At 70.1% G+C, this 20,488-nt stretch carries 12 protein-coding genes; 3 read left to right on the top strand and 9 right to left on the bottom strand.

What is annotated here, in order from left to right:
- Positions 1 to 169: 169 nt before the first annotated feature.
- Entirely contained in the window at positions 170 to 1,249 is a 1,080-nt protein-coding gene (locus FQY83_RS08690) for an SMP-30/gluconolactonase/LRE family protein (RefSeq protein ID WP_146387111.1), read from the top strand.
- Here the strand turns inward: FQY83_RS08690 and FQY83_RS08685 are convergent.
- The 6 genes from FQY83_RS08685 to FQY83_RS08660 all read right to left on the bottom strand — a co-directional run bounded on the left by FQY83_RS08685 (position 1,240) and on the right by FQY83_RS08660 (position 12,854).
- Positions 1,240 to 2,736: a mannitol dehydrogenase family protein gene (locus FQY83_RS08685; protein WP_146387110.1), complete on the bottom strand. Its 1,497-nt coding sequence runs from the start codon at positions 2,734 to 2,736 to the stop codon at positions 1,240 to 1,242. The genes FQY83_RS08690 and FQY83_RS08685 overlap by 10 nt on opposite strands.
- A 34-nt stretch (positions 2,737 to 2,770) precedes the next feature.
- Positions 2,771 to 5,500, bottom strand: a complete 2,730-nt coding sequence (locus FQY83_RS08680; RefSeq protein WP_238333448.1) for a glycoside hydrolase family 3 protein — start codon at positions 5,498 to 5,500, stop codon at positions 2,771 to 2,773.
- Positions 5,501 to 5,523: 23 nt separating this feature from the next.
- Positions 5,524 to 7,200, bottom strand: a complete 1,677-nt coding sequence (locus FQY83_RS08675; protein ID WP_425478616.1) for a glycoside hydrolase family 43 protein — start codon at positions 7,198 to 7,200, stop codon at positions 5,524 to 5,526.
- A gap of 131 nt (positions 7,201 to 7,331) precedes the next feature.
- Positions 7,332 to 8,585 (bottom strand): D-mannonate dehydratase ManD, encoded by a 1,254-nt coding sequence (manD, locus tag FQY83_RS08670; RefSeq protein WP_146387106.1) that lies wholly within the window; start codon positions 8,583 to 8,585, stop codon positions 7,332 to 7,334.
- Between the two features lie 19 nt (positions 8,586 to 8,604).
- Positions 8,605 to 10,599, bottom strand: a complete 1,995-nt coding sequence (locus FQY83_RS08665) for a sialate O-acetylesterase (protein ID WP_425478625.1) — start codon at positions 10,597 to 10,599, stop codon at positions 8,605 to 8,607.
- 5 nt (positions 10,600 to 10,604) lie between these two features.
- On the bottom strand, positions 10,605 to 12,854 hold the full coding sequence (locus FQY83_RS08660; RefSeq protein WP_146387104.1) for an alpha-glucuronidase family glycosyl hydrolase: 2,250 nt from the start codon (positions 12,852 to 12,854) through the stop codon (positions 10,605 to 10,607).
- Positions 12,855 to 12,950: 96 nt separating this feature from the next.
- Here FQY83_RS08660 and FQY83_RS08655 point away from each other — a divergent pair, with 96 nt between their 5' ends.
- The gene (locus tag FQY83_RS08655; protein WP_146387102.1) at positions 12,951 to 14,027 is read left to right on the top strand and encodes a LacI family DNA-binding transcriptional regulator; all 1,077 of its coding nucleotides are present in this window, start codon (positions 12,951 to 12,953) and stop codon (positions 14,025 to 14,027) included.
- An 87-nt stretch (positions 14,028 to 14,114) separates the two neighbouring features.
- Here FQY83_RS08655 and xylA read toward each other — a convergent pair whose 3' ends face one another.
- From xylA to cho, 3 genes are all read right to left on the bottom strand, one after another.
- Entirely contained in the window at positions 14,115 to 15,446 is a 1,332-nt protein-coding gene (gene xylA / locus FQY83_RS08650; RefSeq protein ID WP_146387100.1) for a xylose isomerase, read from the bottom strand.
- Between the two features lie 39 nt (positions 15,447 to 15,485).
- Entirely contained in the window at positions 15,486 to 16,976 is a 1,491-nt protein-coding gene (gene xylB, locus FQY83_RS08645; RefSeq protein WP_146387098.1) for a xylulokinase, read from the bottom strand.
- 376 nt (positions 16,977 to 17,352) lie between these two features.
- Entirely contained in the window at positions 17,353 to 18,204 is an 852-nt protein-coding gene (gene cho / locus FQY83_RS08640) for an excinuclease Cho (RefSeq protein WP_146387095.1), read from the bottom strand.
- A 136-nt stretch (positions 18,205 to 18,340) separates the two neighbouring features.
- Here cho and FQY83_RS08635 point away from each other — a divergent pair, with 136 nt between their 5' ends.
- On the top strand, positions 18,341 to 20,476 hold the full coding sequence (locus tag FQY83_RS08635) for an FG-GAP repeat domain-containing protein (protein WP_158636465.1): 2,136 nt from the start codon (positions 18,341 to 18,343) through the stop codon (positions 20,474 to 20,476).
- The last annotated feature ends 12 nt before the right edge of the window (positions 20,477 to 20,488 follow it).

The raw sequence follows: 20,488 nt of genomic DNA, 5'->3' as shown, positions 1-20,488 counted from the left end.
TAGCGCTATCATCCGGACGCGGACGCATGCGCTCGCCCTGCCGCAATGCAGCGGGCATCACGCGCGACCGTCGACCGCACGTACCGACGAACGCCAACGCCTCCCGGGAGGCACGCACCGGGCAAGTTCCCGCGCCGCCCGTACCGCCACTTCCAGACAGGACACGCCGATGCGCATCCACCCTGCTTCGCTTCTCGCCACCGCCATCGCGGCGGCACTCGCCGCCTGCACGCCGTCCCCCGACAACACGCAGGCGGCCGACACGTCCGTTGCCGACTCCGCGCAGGCGGATGGCGTCGAAACGGTGGGCCAGCTCACCGTATTCGACTCCTCGTTCGAGGACGTCATCGCGCTGGAAGCGCAGGTCGAGAAGCTCACCGGCGACGAGTTCACCTGGTCCGAAGGCCCGACCTGGGTGAACGACGGCCAATACCTGCTGTTCACCGACGTTCCGGAAAACCGGATGTACCGCTGGTCGCAGGCCGAGGGTTTGTCGGTGTTCCTGGAACCGTCCGGCTACACCGGCCCGGAGCTGGACACGCTGCGCGAAGCCGGCGCCAACGGATTGTCCGCCGAGGCGACGGGCACCGTGCTGCTGGCCGACTCCGGCTCGCGCCTGGTCGCCCGCTTCGATCCGGCGACGAAGGAGAAGACCACGCTGGCGACGCATTTCGAGGGCAAGCGCCTCAACAGCCCCAACGACGTCATTGCGCGCAGCGACGGTGCGGTGTTCTTCACCGACCCGCCCTACGGGCTGAAGGACATGAACGACTCGCCGGTGAAGGAGCAGGCCGCCAACGGCGTCTACCGCATCGACGCCGACGGCAGCGTGCATCTGGTCGACGGCCAGCTGAGCTTCCCCAACGGCATCGCGCTCTCGCCCGACGAGCGCACGCTGTACGTCGCCAACTCCGATCCCGAGCGCCCGGTGTGGATGGCGTACACGCTCGACGACGCCGGCAACGCGAGCGACAGCCGCGTGCTTGCCGATGCCTCGGACCTGATGGGCGACGGCGTGCACGGCCTGCCCGACGGCCTCGCGGTCTCCACCGACGGCCTGCTGTTCGCGACCGCTCCCGGCGGCGTGCTGGTGATGGACGCGAACGGCAAGCGCCTGGGGCGCATCGAGACCGGCAGCGCGATCGCCAATACCGCCTTCGGCGACGATGGACGCACGCTGTACATGACCTCGCACAAGTTCCTGGCGCGGGTGCCGCTGAAGGTGGCCGGGCTCGGCTTTCAACGCTGAGCGTCCTGTCCGGCGGCGGCGAGTGCGCGCGCCACCGCCGCCGGATCCGCGTCGCCCAGCGCCGCGTACGCATCGCATAGCGCGGCGGTAAAGCGCGCATCGCCCGACAGCGGCGCGAACACCGCATCGAGACCCAGGAATGCGGCGACATCGTGCGCCGGCTCGCCGGTCGCGGTACGGCCGATGTCCGACAGCGCGGCGTCCAGTGGATCGACCAGCGCCACGCCTGCTTTCGCCTGGCGGACCACGAAACGCAGCCAGCCTGCCACCGGCAGGCACAGGCGGTCGATCGGCCATCCCGTCGCCAACGCGTCGGCGATGGTGCCGAGCAGGCGCACCGGCAGCTTCTGCGAGCCGTCCCAGGCGATCTGCGCCAGCAGGTGGCGGATCGCGGGATTGCGGAAGCGTTCGAGGATCGCATCGACATAGGCGTCGGCATCGAAGCCGGCGGGCGCGCCGACGTTCGGCGCGATGTCCTCGCGCATCAGCCGTTCGACGAAACCGGCCAGCACCGGCTCGCGCATGGCGTCGGCGACGGTTTCCAGCTGCATCAGCGAGCCGAGGTAGGCCAGGGTCGAGTGCGGCGCATTGAGCAGGCGCAGCTTGGCGCGGTCGTAGCCGGCGATGTCGCCGCTCATGACCACGCCCACGCGCTCGAACGCGGGCCGGCCGCTGCGAAAATCGTCCTCGACCACCCATTGCGTGTACGGCTCGCGCTGCACCGGCCAGGCATCGTCGACGCCGAGGCCGAGCGCCACGCGCGCGCGCAAGGCCTCGTCGCTGGCGGGGGTGATACTGTCCACCATCGATCGCGGGAAGGCGACTTCGGCCTCGATCCACGCCGCCAGTCCCGCGTCGATGCGGCGCGCATGGTCCAGCACCGCGCGGCGCAGGCGGCCGCCGTTGTCGGCGAGGTTGTCGCAGCTGAGCACGGTGTACGGCGCCAGCCCGAGGGCACGGCGCTCGCGCAGGCCGGCGACCAGCCAGCCGATGGCGCTGACCGGCTGCTCCGGCGAGACGAGATCGCGGGCGATGTCCGGATGCGCCGCGTCCACGCCGTCGGCCGAGAGGCAGTAGCCCTTCTCGGTGATGGTCAGCGTCACCAGCCGCACCTGCGGATCGACCAGCCGCGCCAGCACCGCCTTGCGCTGCTGCGGCGCGCACAGCACCTCGCGGATCGATCCGATCACGCGCAGTTGCGTGCGCTCGCCGATCAGGGCCAGCGTGTACAGGCCATCCTGCGGCTGCAGCGCGTCGCGCACGCCGGGGCTGTGCAGCGAGACTGCGCTGATCGCCCAGTCGGGTTCGTCGCCCAGCAGGCCGTCGAGGTACACCGCCTGGTGCGCGCGGTGGAACGCGCCCGGTCCGAAGTGGACGATGCCGATGCGGGTCGCGGCGCGATCGTAGGACGGTCGCCGCACGTCGGCCGGCAGGCCCGCAAGCGTGCCGTCCGACAGGCGCGGCGCGGTGTCGACCGGCGCCGTCATGGTCGCCGCGCGGCGTATCGGGCGCCCGTGCCGGTCACGGTGCACGCACCTCGAAGCTTGCGCTGGCGCGGATGTCGGCGCTGGACGCACCGACGTCCACCGCGTACCCGCCCGGATCGACCACGTAGGCCTGCGCGGCCTCGTCGTAGCGGCGCAGGTCGCGTTCGGGCGTGAACACGAACGAGAGTTCGCGCGATTCTCCGGGCGCGAGATGGATGCGCTCGAAGGCGCGCAGTTCCTTCAGCGCGCGACCGGGTACCGGCGCCAGCGGACGCAGGTAGGCCTGCACCACTTCGTCGCCCGCGCGTTCGCCGCTGTTGCGCACCGTCAGCGTCGCCCTCACCTGCCCGTCCGCGGCGACGACATCGCGATCGAGCTTCAGGCCGGCATGCTCGAAGCGGGTGTAGGACAGGCCGTGGCCGAAGGGATACAGTGGCTCGCCCTCGAAATAGCGGTAGGTGCGCCCGGCCATGGCGTAGTCGTCGAACGCCGGCAGCGTCTCCTCGGCCTTGTAGAACGTCACCGGCAGGCGTCCGGCGGGACTGACGTCGCCGAACAGCACGTCGGCCACCGCGTTGCCGCCGCGCTGGCCCGGATACCAGGCCACCAGGATCGCCGGCAGGTGCTGCTTGGCCCAGTCGACGCCGAGCGCGGAGCCGGTGGTCAGTACCAGCACCACCGGCTTGCCGGTCGCGTGCAGCGCTTCGAGCAGCTTGCGCTGCGTGTCCGGCAGGCGGATGTCGGTGCGGTCGCCGCCGGAAAAGCCCGGGAAATTGACCGTCATCTCCTCGCCTTCGACATCGCCGGTCAGGCCGCCGACGAAGACCACGGCATCGGCGCTGCGCGCGAGGTCCAGCGCTTCGTCGAACGTCGGCTTCGCGCCCGGCAGGTCCCAGGCCAGGCGCACGCTGGCGTCGCGGTCGTTCTCGTAGTACTCGAGCCGGAGGTCGTAGGCGCGGCCGCCCTCGAGCTCGAGCTCGACGCTGTCCGCGCGCAGGCGCTCGGCGTTCTCCCAGCGGTCGAGCAGCAGCTTGCCGTCGAGGTACAGGCGGAAGCCGTCGTTGGCGCCGGCCTCGAGCCGGTACCTGCCGCTGGCCGGCGGCAGCAGCTGGCCGATCCAGCGGATGCTGAAGCCGTCGTTGGGCACGGCGTTGTCCGGACCGGCCTCGCCGCGCGCCAGCAGGTTGTCGGTCGGCGAGCCGCGGTCCCAGCGGAAGCCGATCTGCGCGTCGACGCGCACCAGCACAGGCTCTCCGGACAGCTCCTTGTTGCGGAAGTATTCGCCGCGCAGGCCGCGTTCACCCGAACCAGCCTGCGGGCGCAGGTATTGCGGCTCGACCAGCGGCGTCGCTGCCGGATCGTCTCGGCCTTCGACCAGGTCCGCGCCGCGCGCGTACACCACCTCGGTGTCCGGCAGCGCCTCGCGGAGGCCGCGCAGCACGGTCACCGGGTCGGCCGGCGTGCCGTAGTAGTTGCCGAGCAGCGACATGGTGTCGTCCGCGGTCGGTCCGATCACGGCGAGGCGCTTGATCTCCTTCGACAGCGGCAGCACGCCGTCGTTCTTCAGCAGCACGATCGATTCCTGCGCCACCTTGCGCGCCAGCGCGTCGTGCGCCGGCGCCTGGTTGACCGAATACGGGATCTGCGCCCAGCGCACCTGCTCCGGCGGATCGAACATGCCCAGGCGCATGCGCGCGGTCATCAGCTTCGTCAACGCGGCATCGACCTCGGCCTCGCCGAGCAGGCCCTTGCGCACCGCGACCGGGATCGACGGGGCGTAGGTCTCGCCGCAGTCGAGCTCGGTGCCGTTCTTCACCGCCAGCGCGGCGGCCTCTTCCGGCGTCGCGACGATCTTGTGGTTCTCCCAGATGTCCACGACCGCCCAGCAGTCGGACAGCACGTAGCCCTGGTAACCCCAGGCGCCTCGCAGGATCTTCCCGGTGAGGAAGGTGCTGGCGCTGGCCGATTCGCCGTAGACGCGGTTGTAGGCGCCCATGACCGCGGCGACGTCGGCGTCCTTCACCAACGCCTCGAACGCCGGGAGGTAGGTGTCGTAGAGGTCGCGCTTCGACGGGTGCGCGTCGAAGGTGTGGCGGTCGGCTTCCGGGCCGCTGTGCACGGCGTAGTGCTTGGCGGTGGCGTCGAGCTTGCGGTACTTGGGATCATCGCCCTGCAGGCCCTTCACGAACGACACGCCCAGGCGCGCGGTGAGATGGGGATCCTCGCCGTAGGTCTCCTGGCCGCGTCCCCAGCGCGGATCGCGGAAGATGTTGATGTTCGGCGACCAGAACGTCAGGCCCTGGTAGCGCCCGTGCTCGCCCTTGCGCAGGAACTCGTGGTGCTTGGCGCGGGCCTCGTCGCTGATGGTCTTCGAGACCTCGTCCATCAGCGGGACGTCGAAGGTCGCCGCCATGCCGATTGCCTGCGGGAACACCGTCGCCGCGCCCGCGCGCGCGACGCCGTGCAGCGCTTCGTTCCACCAGTCGTAGGCGGGCAGCCCGAGCCGTTCGATCGCCGGCGAATCGTTCTGCATCTGCGCGGCCTTCTCCTCCAGCGTCATCTGCGAGACCAGCGCAGCGGCGCGCTCCTCGAAACTGCGTGAAGTGTCCAGCCACGGCCGCTCGGGATCGGCGGCCTGCGCCTGCCACGCCGGCAGCGACGCCAGCAATGCCGCCGCGCACCAGCGCGCGAGCGTGCGGGAGCGCGAAACCCGCCGCTGCGGGCACGACGGCATGCGCGGATCGTTTCCGGTCGTGGATGGCATCTTCCCTCTCCTCCCTCGATGATTCATGGCGCCGCGCGCTCGTCGCGCGCATGCGGCCCGAGCGTGGCCCCGACGAAGCCGCCGGCGACCTCGGTGCTCAGGACGGTGGCGTCGACGTCTTTCGCCAGCCACTGCCAGCCCTGGCCGTCGCCGGCGTCGAAGGCGAACGAATACCTGCCCTCGTTGCCCTCGATCTTCAGCTGCAGCGCGCCGGCCTCGCCCGCGCCGCGCAGCGCGACGATCTCCGAGGCGCCGTCGCCGGCCTTCTTCTCGAGGAACACCTCGGCGCCCTCGCGCGCGGCGCGGCGCACGCCGAGGAAGTACCAGTAGCGCTCGCTCTGGAACGCGGCCAGGCCGGCGGCGATGCCAGGCGCGGGCAGGTCCAGCGCCGTACTGGCCGCGAACGCGAGATGCTGTTGGCGGCGCGCGAGGAACGACGGATTCCCCAGCGTGTCCAGGCGTTCGCGCAGCGGATGGATCGCGAGCCTGCCCGGTTGCGCGGCGAGATCGAACCAGTCGTGCCTGGGCACGCGCACGAACATCCAGACCTTGTCGAGCTCGCGCGCGTCGAACTCGTCGCGCCAGGTGAAGTTGCCGCTCAGCGGCGCCTGCCCGGCCGCCTGCTTCATGAAGGCAGGGCCGGGCAGCACGTACGGGATCTCCTCGCCCGGCGGCAGGATCGTCGGCCAGCCGTCGCGCCAGGTCAGCGGCAGCAGGAAGGTCTCGCGGCCGGTGTTGTAGTGGCGGACGTCGTAGTTGCGGCTGGCGAGGAACACCGCCCACCAACTGCCGTCCGGGCCCTGCACGAGGTCGGCGTGGCCGGCGTTGGTCACCGGCAGCGCACGCTCGGGCGGCAGGTCGCGCTGGGTCAGGATCGGGTTGTGCGCGTAGGGCTCGTACGGGCCCCAGACATCGCGGCTGCGCAGCACCACCTGCGAGTGCTGCGGACCGGTGCCGCCCTCGGCATTGGACAGCACGTACCAGTCGCCAACCTTGTAGATGTGCGGGCCTTCGATCCAGATCGGGTTCTCTTCCGGCTTCACGCCACCGTCGATCAGCACCTTGCGCGGACCGAACGGCTGCCTCTTCGCGATGTCGATTTCCTGCAGCCAGATCGCACGATGGCCGTCGTAGCGCACCGGAACTTCGGGTTCGTCGTTGTTGAGGAGGTAGACCCTGCCGTCGTCGTCGAAGAACAGCGATGGATCGATGCCGCCGATGCCCGGCAGCCAGACCGGATCGGACCAGGGGCCGGCCGGATCGGTCGCGGTGACGATGAAATTTCCGCCGCTGTCGACCGCGGTGTTGACCACGTAGAAGATGCCGTCGCGGTATTCGATCGCCGGCGCGAACACGCCGCGCGAAACGCCCAGGCCGTCGAAATCGAGCTGCCCGCGGCGGTGGATGGCGTTGCCGACCTGGGTCCAATGCACCAGGTCCTCGCTCTCGAACACCGGGATGCCGGGGAAGTAGGTGAACGTCGAGTGCACCATGTAGAACTTGCCGCGCGCGGCGACGATGCTCGGGTCGGAGTGGAATCCGGCGAGGATCGGGTTGCGGAAGTGGCCTTCGGGCAGCGGTGCCTCGAACGCGGCGTCGCGGCCGGTGTATTCGAACCAGTCGAAGTAGGCGGGCGGTGGTGACGCGCTCTCGTTACCCGAGGCCGGCAGCGCCAGTACCGACAGCAGCAGCGCCAGCACGAAACACCGTCGTCCCCGCGTAGGCGGGGACCCAGCGTCTGTGCCCTCGCTGCCAACAGCAAAGACACTGGGTTCCCGCCTTCGCGGGAATGACAGTCGAAATGTCCGCGGAGACTTCATTTCCACCACCATCACCAGTCCCACATCGCGCCGTCTTCCAGCCGCGCGATCGGCAGCTGCTTCGGCGAATACGGATACTTCGCCGCCAGGGCCTCGTCGATGTCGACGCCGTGGCCCGGCGTATCACCGACATGCAGCCGCCCGTCGCGCAGCACGTAGTCATGCGGGAACACCGCGTCGGTTTCGTCGGTGTGGAACATGTACTCCTGGATGCCGAAGTTCGGCACCCAGGTATCGAAATGCAGCGCCGCGCCCATCGTCACCGGCGACAGGTCGGTGGCGCCGTGGAAGCCGGTGCGCACCTGGTGCAGGGCGGCGAAATCGGCCAGCCGGCGCACGTGGGTGATGCCGCCGCCGTGCACGATCGTCGTGCGGATGTAGTCGATCAGCTGATTCTCGATCAGGTGCTTGCAATCCAAGATCGAGTTGAACACCTCGCCCACCGCCAGCGCGGTGACCGAGTGCCGGCGGATCAGCTCGAACGACTTCTGGTTCTCGGCCGGGGTGGCGTCCTCCAGCCAGAACAGGCGGTAGGGCTCGAGGCTTTTCGCAAGCCGCGCCGCCTCGATCGGCGTGAGCCGGTGGTGCACGTCGTGCAGCAGTTCGACGTCGCTGCCGTGGTCGGCGCGCAGTTGCTCGAACAGTGCCGGCACCACCTCGAGGTAGCGCGGCGTGTTCCACACCGTCTCCAGCGGCAGTTCGCTCTCGGCCGGCTCGTAGCCCTTGGCGTTGGACACGCCGTAGGCCTTCTTGATGCCGGGCACGCCACACTGCGCGCGCACGGCCAGGAAGCCCTGTTCGATGAACCCCCCAACCGCGTCGCTGGCCTCGGCGATGTCGCGGCCGTTGGCGTGGCCGTACACCAGCGCGCCTTCGCGCGAACGCCCGCCGAGCAGCTGGTAGACCGGCAGCCCGGCCATCTTGCCGAGGATGTCCCACAGCGCCACGTCGACCGCGGCGATCGCGCTCATCGTCACCGGGCCGCGCCGCCAGTAGGCGCCGCGGTAGAGGAACTGCCAGAGGTCCTCGATGCGACCGGCGTCGCGGCCGATCAGGTTGGGCACGACGTGGTCGGACAGGTAGGCCGCGACCGAGAGTTCGCGGCCGTTGAGCGTCGCGTCGCCGAGCCCGTAGACGCCCGAGCGCGTGGTGATCTTCAGGGTGACGAAGTTGCGTCCCGGGCAGGTGACGATGACCTTCGCGTCGACGATCTCGCGGTCGCGGGAGGAACCGTGCGTAGTGGTTTCGGTGGCGTGGGTGTTCATCTTGCGTGGTCGTCGTCGATCATGGGGACACCGGTAGTTCGAACGGACCGGCCGGCAGGCCGGCGCCGTCGAACAACGTGCAGACGGGGCTGTCGGCCCAGCAGTAGCGGACGCGGGTCGCGGCCCCTGCCACGGGCGCATTCAGGGAGACGCGGTCGCCGCGGACGTCGGCGTGCGCATAGCGGCACGAACCCGTTTCGTCGCCGCACAACTCGAAGCCGATCGGGCCTGCGCCGCCGTAGGCGACCAGGCCGTCGCTGACGTCGCCGAACTCGACCACCACCGCATCGCCGTCGCGGCCCGCCGCCTTCGCCACCGGCCCCGAGGCGGGCAGCGTTTCGCGGTAGACCACATGGCGCGCGAGGCGCGCGAGGCGACGGCCGAGCTCCTGCTTGTTGCTCGGGTGGATGTCGTAGCGGTCGCCGATGTCGATGGCCACCGCCAGGCCTGTCTCCGGATCCTCCGCCGCGACCTGGCGCTGGGCCTCGCGCAGCGCGGCCCAGTCGCTCTCCGAAGGCGCCACCGGCGCCGCGCCGTAGTTGGCCAGCTGCACCACCAGCAGCGGCAGGCCGTCGCCGAAGCGCGCGCGCCAGTCGCTGCGCAGCACGCGCAGCAGCTGCGCGTAGCGATCGTGCTCGAAGGTATTGGACTCGCCCTGGTACCACAGCGCGCCGCGCAGGCCGTAGCGTCCCAGCGGCGCGATCATGCCGTTGTACAGCGTCGACAGGCCGGCCGCGCTCTGCCACGGCGCGCGCGGCGGCGTCCCCAGCTCCGGCGGCACGACGCGGTACTGCCAGCCGCCGTCGAGCGGCGCGCTGGAGCCGTCGGCGAAGCGCAACGCGTGCGCCGAGGCCGGTCCCGCGAGCCCGCCGTCGCGATAGGTGTCGAGCACGTTGACCACGACGGTGTTGTCGCCTTCATGCAGCAGGCCCGCCGGCAGCGCGTACTCGCGGCCGGCGCCCGCGCCGTAGGTGCTGCCGACGCCGCGGCCGTTCACCCAGGTCATGTCGATCTCGTCCGCGGGCCCCAGCGCCAGCACCGCGCCCTGCGCCGCCTGCGCGGCGGTCAGGCGCACGCGGGTGCGGTACCAGACCATGCCGTTGAAGTCGGCCAGTTCCGGCACGCCCCAGCGCTCCCAGGCGCCGAGTTGCGCCGGCGCCTGGCGCCACTGCCCTGCCGGCTTGCCCGCGTCCCAGGGCCGATCGTCCGCCGCGACGCCCGGACGGGCCGACCACCAGTCCTGCCACAGCGCGCCCCAGTCGCCGACCGCGGCCACCGCGTCGTCGGCGTAGCGCGCCAGCACGTCGAGTTCGCCGTCGTAGATGCCGAGCGTGCGCAGCGCCTCGCCGCTGGTCCAGGCCTGGATGCGCGATCCGCCCCAGGCGGCGTCGATCAGTCCCATCGGCACATCGACCGTCTTCTGCAGCTCGCGCGCGAAGAAGTAGCAGGCGGCGGAGAACTCGCGCACCGTGTCAGGATTCACCGGATCCCACCGCACCGCTTCGGAGAACGTCTCCTTCGGCACCACGTCCGCGACCTGCGGCACGGTGAGCAGGCGGATGCGATCGTTGCCGGCGCCCGCCATCTCCGCGCGCGCATCCAGCGCGCGCCACACCTGCAGCTCCATGTTCGACTGCCCGGAGCACAGCCACACGTCGCCGACCAGCACGTCCCCGACCACCTGCCTGCGCCCGCCCGCCTCCACGTTCAATACATGCGGCCCGCCCGCGCGCAGCGCGGGAAGCTCCGCCGTCCAGCGCCCGTCGCCGTCGGCGCGCGCGCGAACGCGCTTGCCGGCCAGCGCCACGCGCACCTCCTCGTCCGGGTGCGCCTGGCCCCAGACGCGGATCGGGCGGTCGCGCTGCAGCACCGCATGGTCCTGGAACATCGCGTGCAGCAGCGGCGGCGCGCCCGCGTCATCGGCCGCGATCGCCGGTGCGACCGTACCCGACAGCGCGATCGCCAGCCACGCGACCGCGGCACGGCATGAAGACGGGCATTCCAATGCAGGCAATCCCTTCAACGTCCGTCTCCCGGCGCGTTCGGAAACTCGAGCGACTTGTAGTAGTCCAGCGAATGCAGCGGCGCGGCCTCGCCCTCCGGCAGCGGCAGGCCGGAGAAGGTCTGGAAATAGGCGATGCTGGCGTCGCGCCACCACTGCGCCTCCTTCTGCTGGATTGCCAGGAACCGCGCGACCTGGTGGTGGCGCTCCGGATCGACATGGTCCGCCAGCCCGTCCCACGTCGCACGCATCTCCTGCACTTCGGCGACGCCGCGCGAATAGCGATGCACGAGTTCGTCCCACAGCGTGCGCCCGGACGACACGCGATCCGTCCAGCCCCGGTGGTGGAACCACAGCAGGAAGTCCTCCGGCACGCGCGCGGGATCATTGAACACCTCGGCCACCGGCGGCGCGTACTGCGACACCGCGTCACTGCCCGTCTTCGTGCGGTCGAAGCCGATGCCCTCCTTCGTCGCGCGATGGAAATACACCGACGTCCAGTCCGCGCGCGGCCCGCCCTCGACCCACGGCGCCGGTCCGTAGTGGTGGCCGCGTCCCATCAGGTGGTGCAGCCCGAGCGGGGTCATGTAGTCCACCGCGGCCTGGTGAGAGGCCATCATCATCCCGACCACCGGATCGACGAAGGCCGGATCGTTCGAGAACGTCATCCGCACCCACTCCGCCGCGATGTCGCGCGCGTCGAGGTACGGATCCCACGCCAGCCGCCCGTAGGCGTACCAGTTGGCCTGGTCGAAATGCGAGCCGCTCCAGTCGCGATCGCTGCCGATATTGGCCACGCCCGCCATGCCGCTGAGCCGGCTCCTGCCTGGTTCGTCCGCCTCCAGCGAACCGTCGACCACCTTCGCGACGGTCGAGCCCTCGCCCTTCGCGTAGGTGTCCGCACGCAGCACTTCCTCCCACATCGGCCCGAGATAGACCAGGTGGGTGGCGAAGCCGAGGTACTCCTTGGTGATCTGGAACTCCATCATCAGCGGCGTCTTCGGCATCGCGCCGAACAGCGGATGGAACGGCTCGCGCGGCTGGAAGTCGATCGCGCCGTTCTTCACCTGCACCAGCACGTTGTCGCGGAACTCGCCGTCGTGCGGCACGAACTCGGTGTACGCCTGCTTGGCGCGGTCGTCCGGCTCCTCGTCCGAGTACACGAACGCGCGCCACATCACGATGCCGCCGTGCGGCGCGACGGCGTCGGCGAGCATGTTGGCGCCGTCGGCGTGCGAGCGGCCGAAATCCTGCGGGCCGGGCTGCCCTTCCGAATTGGCCTTGACCAGGAAGCCGCCGAAGTCGGGGATTTTCGCGTAGATCTCGTCGGCCTTGGCGCGCCACCAGCGCTGCACGGCCGCATCCTTCGGATCGGCGGTCTTCAGGCCGCCGATCTCCATCGGCGCGCTGAAGCGGGCGCTGAGGTAGACGCGGATGCCGTACGGCCGCATCACCCCGGCCAGCGCCTCCACCTTCTCCAGGTAGGCGGGCGTGAGGATCTGCGCGTTGGCGTTGACGTTGTTGAGCACCGTGCCGTTGATGCCGATCGAGGCGTTGGCGCGGGCGTAGTCGGTATAGCGCGGGTCCAGCCAGTCGGGCAGCCTGTGCCAGTCCCAGATCGACTGGCCGGCGTAGCCGCGCTCGACGTGGCGGTCGAGGTTGTCCCAGTGGTTGAGCACGCGCAGCGCGACCTTGGGCGATGTGCGCAGGTCGAGGGCGTCGATCGGCTGCCGCGTCTGCAGCAGGCGCAGCAGGTGGAAGGCGCCGTACAGTGCGCCGACGTCGCTGTTGGCCGCGACCACGGTGGCGGTATGGCCGTCGACCGACAGGCTGCGGATCAGGTAGCCCTCCGCTCCCAGCCCGTCGAGGTCGAGCCCCAGCTTCGCAATGCGCGGCGAGGAGGCCGGCGTGCCGAGGATCAGTGCGCCGTCCCGGTCGGGGGCGTTCGACACGGCCGGCGATGCGCCCAGCAGGCCACCGAGACCGCGCAGGAGTTCGTCGCGCGCGACCCGCTGCGTCGCGGTCGCCTCCGGCGCCACCAGTTGCACCAGCCGCGCGCGGTAGTCGCCGGCCGCGCCGGATTCGACCGGCGCATGGCGCAGCCACAGGTCATGACCGTCTTCGGCCTGCGCCGCCGGCAGGCACAGCAGCGCCGCAAGCCAGCAGGCGAACGCGAACAGCGGCAGCCGCCCGCCCGGCCGGCGCCCATACGGCCACGGCGCGACGGAGAGGGGGTGATGCCCGCGGTTGGCGGTTGTGTGTACCATTCAGATTGCCCTCATGTCGGGTCGTCCACCGCGACGGGCGCTTGCGTCCATCCAAGCGCACGGATCCGCGCATGCCGGCCCGAACGACAGGCGACCATGGCGCGGACAGGGGAACGAACGTTGCAGAAACCGAGGAAAGCCGCGCGACGCAAGGGACAGGCCGTCACGCTCGACGAGGTCGCCGCCCTCGCCAAGGTCTCGCCGATGACGGTCTCGCGCGTGGTCAACGGCCACGGCAAGGTGCGCGACACCACGCGCGAACGGGTGATGCGCGCGGTGCGCGAGCTCGGCTACACGCCCAACCTCGCCGCCAGTGCGCTGGCCACCGCGCACGAGCCGCGCGTCGCGCTGATCTACACCAACCCCAGCAGCGCCTACCTGCGCGAACTGCTGGTCGGCGCGCTGCGCGGCGCCAGCCGGATCGCCGCGCAACTGGTGATCGATTCCTGGGACAACCTCGGCAGCAACGCCCAGCGCCAGGCCGCGCGCACCCTGGCCAACCGCATCACCGGCGTGATCCTGCCGCCACCGCTGTGCGAGTCGAAGGGCGTGATCACCGAGTTCGTCGATGCCGGCGTGCCAGTGGTGGCGATCGCCTCCGCGCACCCCAATCATCACATCTCGCGGGTGCGCATCGACGATTTCCAGGCCAGCAAGGATGTCACCCAGCACCTGATCGCCGCCGGCCACCGCCGCATCGGCCACATCAAGGGCCATCCGAACCAGACGGCCAGCGTGCGCCGGCTCGAGGGTTTCCATGCGGCGCTGTCCGAGGCCGGGATCCCGTTCGACGAGACCTTGGTCGAGGCCGGCTTCTTCACCTACCGCTCGGGGCTGGAGGCGGCCGAGAAACTGCTCGCGCACCCCAACCCGCCGACGGCGATCTTCGCCGGCAACGACGACATGGCCGCGGCCGTGGTCTCGGTGGCGCACCGGCGCCACCTCGACGTGCCGCGCGACCTGTCGGTGGTCGGCTTCGACGACACCTACGCGGCCACCACGGTCTGGCCGGAACTCACCACCATCCGCCAGCCGGTGGCGCTGATGGGCGATTCGGCGATCGACATCCTGGTGCGCGGCATCCGTCGCAGGGAGGGCCCGCGCACGCTGGTGGACCACGTGATCGCCCATCAGCTGATCCAGCGCGACTCGGTCGCGCCGCCGGCGCGCTGACCGCGCCGGCCACCCGCGGCGATCACGCGGCCGGTCGGCGCGGAGGGACGGCATCGTTCCCATGGCGACCGGCGCGCGCAACGCCACTCAGCGCAGCAGGTACTGGTTGAGCAGGTTCTCGTAGCGCTCCTGCTTGCCACTGGTCTGCTGCGGCTCGCCGCCCTTGGCGGCCAGCGATGCGAGATCGGCCAGCCCCAGCTTGCCGTCCTCGAACGCCTTGCCGTCGCCGCCGTCGAAGCTGGCGTAGCGCTGCTTGCGCCACTGCTCCCACGGCGAATCGTTGAGCAGGCCATGCGCCACTTCCAGACCGCGCGCGAACGCGTCCATGCCGCCGACGTGGGCGATGAACAGGTCCTCCATGTCGGTGGACTCGCGGCGCGGCTTGGCGTCGAAGTTCAGGCCGCCGACCAGGCCGCCCTGGCGCAGCACCACCAGCATCGCGCCGACGGTGTCGTAGAGGTCGGTCGGGAACTGGTCGGTGTCCCAGCCGTTCTGCGCGTTGCCGCGGTTGGCGTCGATGCTGCCGAGCAGGCCGTGGTCGGAGGCCACCTGCAGGTCGTGCTCGAAGGTGTGGCCCGACAGCGTGGCGTGGTTGGCCTCGATGTTGAGCTTGAAGTCCTTCTCCAGCCCGTGCTCCTTGAGGAAGCCGGCGACGGTGGCGCTGTCGAAGTCGTACTGGTGCTTCATCGGCTCCATCGGCTTGGGTTCGATGAAGAACGAACCCTCGAAGCCGATGCTGCGGCCGTAGTCGCGGGCGGCGGTCAGGAAGCGGGCGAAATGCGCCAGCTCGCGCTTCATGTCGGTGTTGTGCAGGCTGGCATAGCCTTCGCGGCCGCCCCAGAACACGTAGTGCTCGCCGCCCAGTTCGACGGTGGCGTCGAGCGCGTTCTTCACCTGCACCGCGGCGCGCGCCACCACTTGAAAATCCGGGTTGGTCGAAGCGCCGTTCATGTAGCGCGGGTGCGAGAACAGGTTCGCCGTGCCCCACAGCAGCTTGACGCCGGTGGCCTGCTGCCGCTCCTTCGCCAGCGCCACCAGGCGCTTGAGGTTCTTCTCGTAGGTGCCGATGTCGTCGGCGTCGGGCGCCAGGTCGACGTCGTGGAAGCACCAGTACGGCACGCCTAGCTTGGTGAAGAATTCGAACGCGGCGTCAACCTTGGCCTCGGCGGTCGCCAGTGCGTCACCGGCCTCCCACGGGAACCGGCGCGTGCCCGGGCCGAACGGATCGGCGCCGGCGTTGCAGAAGGTATGCCAGTAGCAAACCGCGAAGCGCAGGTGCTCGCGCATGGTCTTGCCGCCGATCTTCTTCTCCGCGTCGTAGACCTTGAACGCCAGCGGGTTGTCCGAACCCGGGCCCTCGAAGGGGATGGTGCCGATGCCGGGGAAGTATTCCTTCGCGCCGATGAATGCCTTGCTCATTGCTGTGCTTCCGTGAGGTCGTAGGTGGGGAACGAGCGGTCAACCCGCGTAGAGCGGCCGGATCGCGTCGAGGTGGGACAGGAAACGCTGGTAGACCGGGGCGTACGCCGCGGTGGCTTCGGCGTGCGGATGCGTGGCCAGGCGCGGGTCCAGGCGCACGTGCGCCGCGGCGAGCGCGCTCAGGTCGGCATCGCCGCCACTGCGCTGCACCGCCCACAGCGCCTGCAGCGCGGCGCCGAACGCGGCGCCTTCGGCCTGCTCGGGCACGTCGACCGGCAGGCCGAACATGTCGGCGGCCATCTGCCGCCACACCAGGCTCTGGCTGCCGCCGCCGGTCAGGCGGATGGCCTCGAAGCGCAGGCCAGCATCGACCAGCGCGTCGTAGCCGTTCTTCAGGCTGTACAGCGCGCCCTCCATCGCCGCGCGGTAGAGGTTGGCAGGCGTGAGGTTGCTCGCGGTCATGCCGAACAGGTTGCCACGGCCGTTGGGCAGGTCGGGCGTGCGCTCGCCGTTGAGGAAGGGCAGCATCAGCAGGCCGTCGGCGCCGGGCCGGGTGCCGGCCAGCAGGGCGTCGCCCTCCTTCGTCGAGAAGCCGCACAGCTTGCCCACCGCCTCGGTGGCGACGGTGCAGTTCATGGTGCAGATCAGCGGCAGCCAGCCGCCGGTCGAATCGCAGAACGCGGCCCAGCGCCCGTCGTCGTCGACCACCGGATGGTCGGCGTAGGTGAACAGCGTGCCGGAGGTACCCAGGCTCATGCTCAGCACGCCCGGGACGACGTTGCCGGTGCCGATCGCGGCCATCATGTTGTCGCCGCCGCCGGCCGACACCTGCACCGCATGCGGCAGGCCGAGTTCGTCGGCGAGCGCCGGCTTGATCTTCACCAGCGTGGCGGCGTCGACCAGCGGCGGCAGGCAGGCGCCGAGGTCGCGGTCGGGATCGGTCGCGGCCAGCATCGCCGGCGACCAGGCGCGCGTGCGCACGTCGAGCCAGCCGGTGCCGGAGGCGTCGCCGTGCTCCATCCAAAGCTCGCCGGTCAGCCAGTAGTTGATGTAGTCGTGCGGCAGCGCGATGGTCGCGAGCTTGGCGTAGGCCTGCGAGCGGTGCTTGCGGGTCCAGGGCAGCTTGGAGGCGGTGTAGCCGGCCAGGATCGGATTGCCGGCCAGCTCGATGCAGCGCCGCGCGCCGCCGGCGGCGGCCATGATCTCGTCGCACTCGGCGCTGGTGCTGGTGTCGCACCACAGCTTGGCCGGCGCCAGCACGCTGCCGCTGCGGTCGAGCGGCACGAAGCCGTGCTGCTGGCCCGACACGCCGATCGCGACCACCCGCGCGCGCAGCGCGGGATCGATCCTGCCGAAGCAGGCGCGCACCGCGTCGACCCACCAGTCCGCGCTCTGCTCGCGACTGCCGTCGTCGCCCGCGGCGAGGTCGAGCGGCTGCCCGGCCGAGGCCACGATCTGGCGAGAGTCGGGATCGTAGGCCACCAGCTTGACGCTCTGGGTGCCGACATCCAGTCCAACGAACAGGCCCATCCATCATTCCCCAAAAAAGTTAGCGCTACCACAAAATCGGCCGCCGATCTCGCAAGTCCGATGGACCGGGCGAACCCCGACGCGCCCGATCCGGCGTGGTGGCGAGGGTCAGACTCTACACAGCTGGCAAAAAAAAGCCTTGCTGCAGTGCGGAATGCTCCGCGGGAGCGAGGCAACCGCGAGTTAGCGTTAACAATTCCTTATCGATTCCGGGCCCTGCACCGCCCCCTCGTCGCGGCAGGAGCGCCTCCGGGCGCGACTGTTTTTCGCTCCATCGAGCGCCGGGGCGCAGCTGAAGCCGCTCCTGCGAAAAACCGGTCTTCGCCCAGGGATGCATGCCGGCTTGCCGCGCCCCGCCCCGGCCGGCGCAACGACTTCAAAGCAGCACGACCCGGCATCGTCCCGACAGCAGCGGCTCGGCCAGGATCCGGTAGCCGTCGTTGTCGAAGCCCTCCACCACCCGGTCCAGCCGGCGCGCGCGAGCGCGGGTCGGGGCGCTGCCGAGGTAGTGCCAGTCGCGGACCACGTGGATCTGGCTCAGGTCCGGCCCGTCCTCGACGATCCCCACCGCCCCGGCATAGGGCCAGGTCGCCACCCGCAGCGCCTCCAGCGCCGCGTCCAGCCGCGCCTCGTGCCCGGCCGGCGACTCGCGCCCGCAGCAGGCGCCCGCGCAACGGTCGATGCTCGCGCGGAAGCAGGCGCGTCCGGCCACCGGCCGCTCGATCCCGAGCAGCCCGTAGCACAGCCGGTTGTCGTCGGCGATCACGCGCAGCGCCTGCAACGCGGCGGTGCGGCTGGAGAACAGCCCGTAAAGGCGCAGCGTCGAGGCGAACGGCGTCTCGTGCGAATACACCACCTCCGGCCGTCCGCGTAGCAGGCGGATCGAACACAGCTGGCGCCGGCGCCGCAACCGCTTGTTGTGCAGCGGCTGGCGCAGCTTGATCTGCTGCGCCTCCAGCAGCTGCGCGCCGAGGTCACCGGCGGTGCGGGTGAACTCGATCCGCCACGCCGCCCGCAGCAGGCGCGCCTCCTCCGGCGTGCGCATGTGGTCGAGCACGCGCTGGCGGATGTTCACGCTCTTGCCGATGTACAGCGGCACCCGCTCATCCTCGCCGTGGAACACGTAGACGCCCGGCGCGCGCGGCAACGGCACGATCCACGGCCGCAGGTGCTCGGGATAGGCGTAGTGCGCGGCCTCGGTGCGACGCGCGGGCAACGGTACGTACATGCGGAAACAATCCTCGGCGATGAGATACGATCCAACACCAGCGTCGTCCAGCCAGTTGAGATTGCCGGCGCCGCCACGCCGACGGCCTGGCAGTCCACGCACCGGAATGGCACTGGCATCAGGAGCGGGAGATGTGATGGAACGGGATGTGACGGAACGGATTGCAGAACGGCGGCGGTGCGTACTCCCTTCGCAGCCCGTGCGGCCGGCGGCACGGATCCGCCGGTTTGCGGGGTTCCTGCTCGCGGGATGCGTGGTGACCATCTCCGGGACCGCAGCAGGGTCCGACTTCCGCTTCCAGCCGGTGGCCTTGCACGATGAAAACCTCCCGGCCACGGCCGACACTGTCGCCATTGCCGATGTGACTGGCGACGGTCGCAAGGACGTGGTGCTTGTGGTCCGGGACTGGTTCGGTTCGATCGAAGGCAGCCAGGCCCTGGTCTATGCGCAGACGCCAAGCGGCGGCCTGGCCGCCCCTGCCAGCCATGACTACCTGGGGACCACCGAAGGATACGGCACCGAGTTGCAGATCGCGGACCTCGACAACGATGGAATCGCCGACATCGTCATCGGCCATGACCAGGGCTTCACCATCCTGCTGCCTCGGCGCGGAGCGGGAATGGCCACGCGACTGGTCGAGATGCCGGGCACAATCGTCTCCCTGGTGGCCGGTGACCTCGACCGGGACGGCAGGCCGGACGTCGTCAGGCAGGCCGATGGCCGGCTGGTCGTCCTGTTCGGCAACGGCGACGGAACGTTTTCGCGGAGCACCGAACTCGCGATCCGGTCGGGCGGTCGCCCCGGAGGGGCCAGGATAGGCGACGTCACCGGCGACGGCCACGCGGATATCGTCGTTGCCGACCAACTGGGCATCGTGATCTTCCCGGGCAGGGGCGACGGCGGCTTCGCAGCCGCTGTCCACTACGACTACGAATCCTACGCAACCGGCGACTCGCGCGGATTCCGGACATTGACGCTTGTGGACATCAATCGCGACGGCCGCCTCGACGTCCTGACGACGGTCGCGAGCAATCAGCCGCGCTCGGCGCTCTGGATTTTCCATCAAGGCCAGGATGGAAGGCTGTCGACCCCCCAAACCATGTGGACCTACGACATGGCCGTCGCCGCGACGGCGGTGGATCTCGACAACAACGGTTACCAGGACCTGCTCGTGGCCCATGGCGGCTGGGAGGCCCTCGGCTACTACCTCCAGATCCGCGAAGGGCTGGAGGCGGAGCGCGGCACGCCCCTGCCCTACGCCACGACATACCAACACCATGGCCTCGATGGAGGCGATATCGATGGAGATGGCTGCAGCGATGCAGCGGTGGCCGACTACAACAACGGGCTCCTCCTCCTGAGGGGCCAAGGCTGCCTCGAGCCTTGGGCGCCGGCAAATGATGTCGCCTCCGACTTCGATGGCGACGGTCGTACCGATATCCTCTGGCACGACGCGTCCACCGGCGCCAGTGCCATCTGGAAAGGCGGTAGCATCGCCACCCAGATCGCCGTCACCCGGGTGACGGATCGCCGCTGGAGGCTCGTCGGCCGCGGGGATTTCGATGGCGACGGACGTACGGACCTGTTCTGGAGGCACGTCGCCACCGGAGCCAACGCCATCTGGCCGGGCGGCGACTACCGGCAATCGGTATCGCTCACTGCGGTGACCGATACCCGCTGGGAGGTCGTCGGCATCGGGGATTTCGACAGCGACCGCAAGGACGACGTGCTGTGGCGCCATTCGGTGAACGGAGCGAACGCCATCTGGGGAGCAGGGTCCTATCGGAACTCCCGCGTGCTGGCAACCGTTCCCGACCGCGACTGGCTGGTGGCGGGGATCGGCGACTTCAACGGCGACGGTCGCGCCGATATCCTCTGGCGGCATCGCTTCAGTGGCGCGAACACCATCTGGAGCGGGGGCGAGGCAGGCACCCGCCTTGCGGTCGCCCATGCGCCGCACGCCGGTTGGCAGGTGGCCGGCATCGGCGACGTCGATCGCGATGGACGCTCGGACATCGTCTGGCGGCATGCGTTGACCGGCCGCGCTTCGATATGGCCTTCCGCCAACTTGAACGTCAGCCGGGACATCACGGGCGTCGCCGACCTGGGCTGGAAGATCGCGGGCATCGCCGACTACGACCACGATGGCAGAGCTGACCTGCTCTGGCGCCACGGCCGCAGCGGCCGCAACGTGGTCTGGCGCGCAGGTCAGCCCAACTCGCGCTATGAGCTGACCACGGTGACCAATCTGAACTGGATGCTTGCGCGCTGAGCAGCCCGGCCC

Origin of the sequence: Luteimonas marina (assembly GCF_007859325.1) — a bacterium.
In the GTDB taxonomy this organism is placed as follows: Bacteria; Pseudomonadota; Gammaproteobacteria; order Xanthomonadales; family Xanthomonadaceae; genus Luteimonas; species Luteimonas marina.
This window is presented reverse-complemented; position numbering and strand designations above follow the sequence as displayed.

Coding starts and splice junctions, on each gene's coding strand:
- FQY83_RS08635 (WP_158636465.1), top strand. CDS start 18,341: ATGGAACGGGATGTGACGGAACGGATTGCAGAACGGCGGCGGTGCGTA.
- xylB (WP_146387098.1), bottom strand. CDS start 16,976: ATGGGCCTGTTCGTTGGACTGGATGTCGGCACCCAGAGCGTCAAGCTG.
- xylA (WP_146387100.1), bottom strand. CDS start 15,446: ATGAGCAAGGCATTCATCGGCGCGAAGGAATACTTCCCCGGCATCGGC.
- manD (WP_146387106.1), bottom strand. CDS start 8,585: ATGAACACCCACGCCACCGAAACCACTACGCACGGTTCCTCCCGCGAC.
- FQY83_RS08660 (WP_146387104.1), bottom strand. CDS start 12,854: ATGGTACACACAACCGCCAACCGCGGGCATCACCCCCTCTCCGTCGCG.
- FQY83_RS08685 (WP_146387110.1), bottom strand. CDS start 2,736: ATGACGGCGCCGGTCGACACCGCGCCGCGCCTGTCGGACGGCACGCTT.
- cho (WP_146387095.1), bottom strand. CDS start 18,204: ATGTACGTACCGTTGCCCGCGCGTCGCACCGAGGCCGCGCACTACGCC.
- FQY83_RS08680 (WP_238333448.1), bottom strand. CDS start 5,500: ATGCCATCCACGACCGGAAACGATCCGCGCATGCCGTCGTGCCCGCAG.
- FQY83_RS08655 (WP_146387102.1), top strand. CDS start 12,951: ATGGCGCGGACAGGGGAACGAACGTTGCAGAAACCGAGGAAAGCCGCG.
- FQY83_RS08690 (WP_146387111.1), top strand. CDS start 170: ATGCGCATCCACCCTGCTTCGCTTCTCGCCACCGCCATCGCGGCGGCA.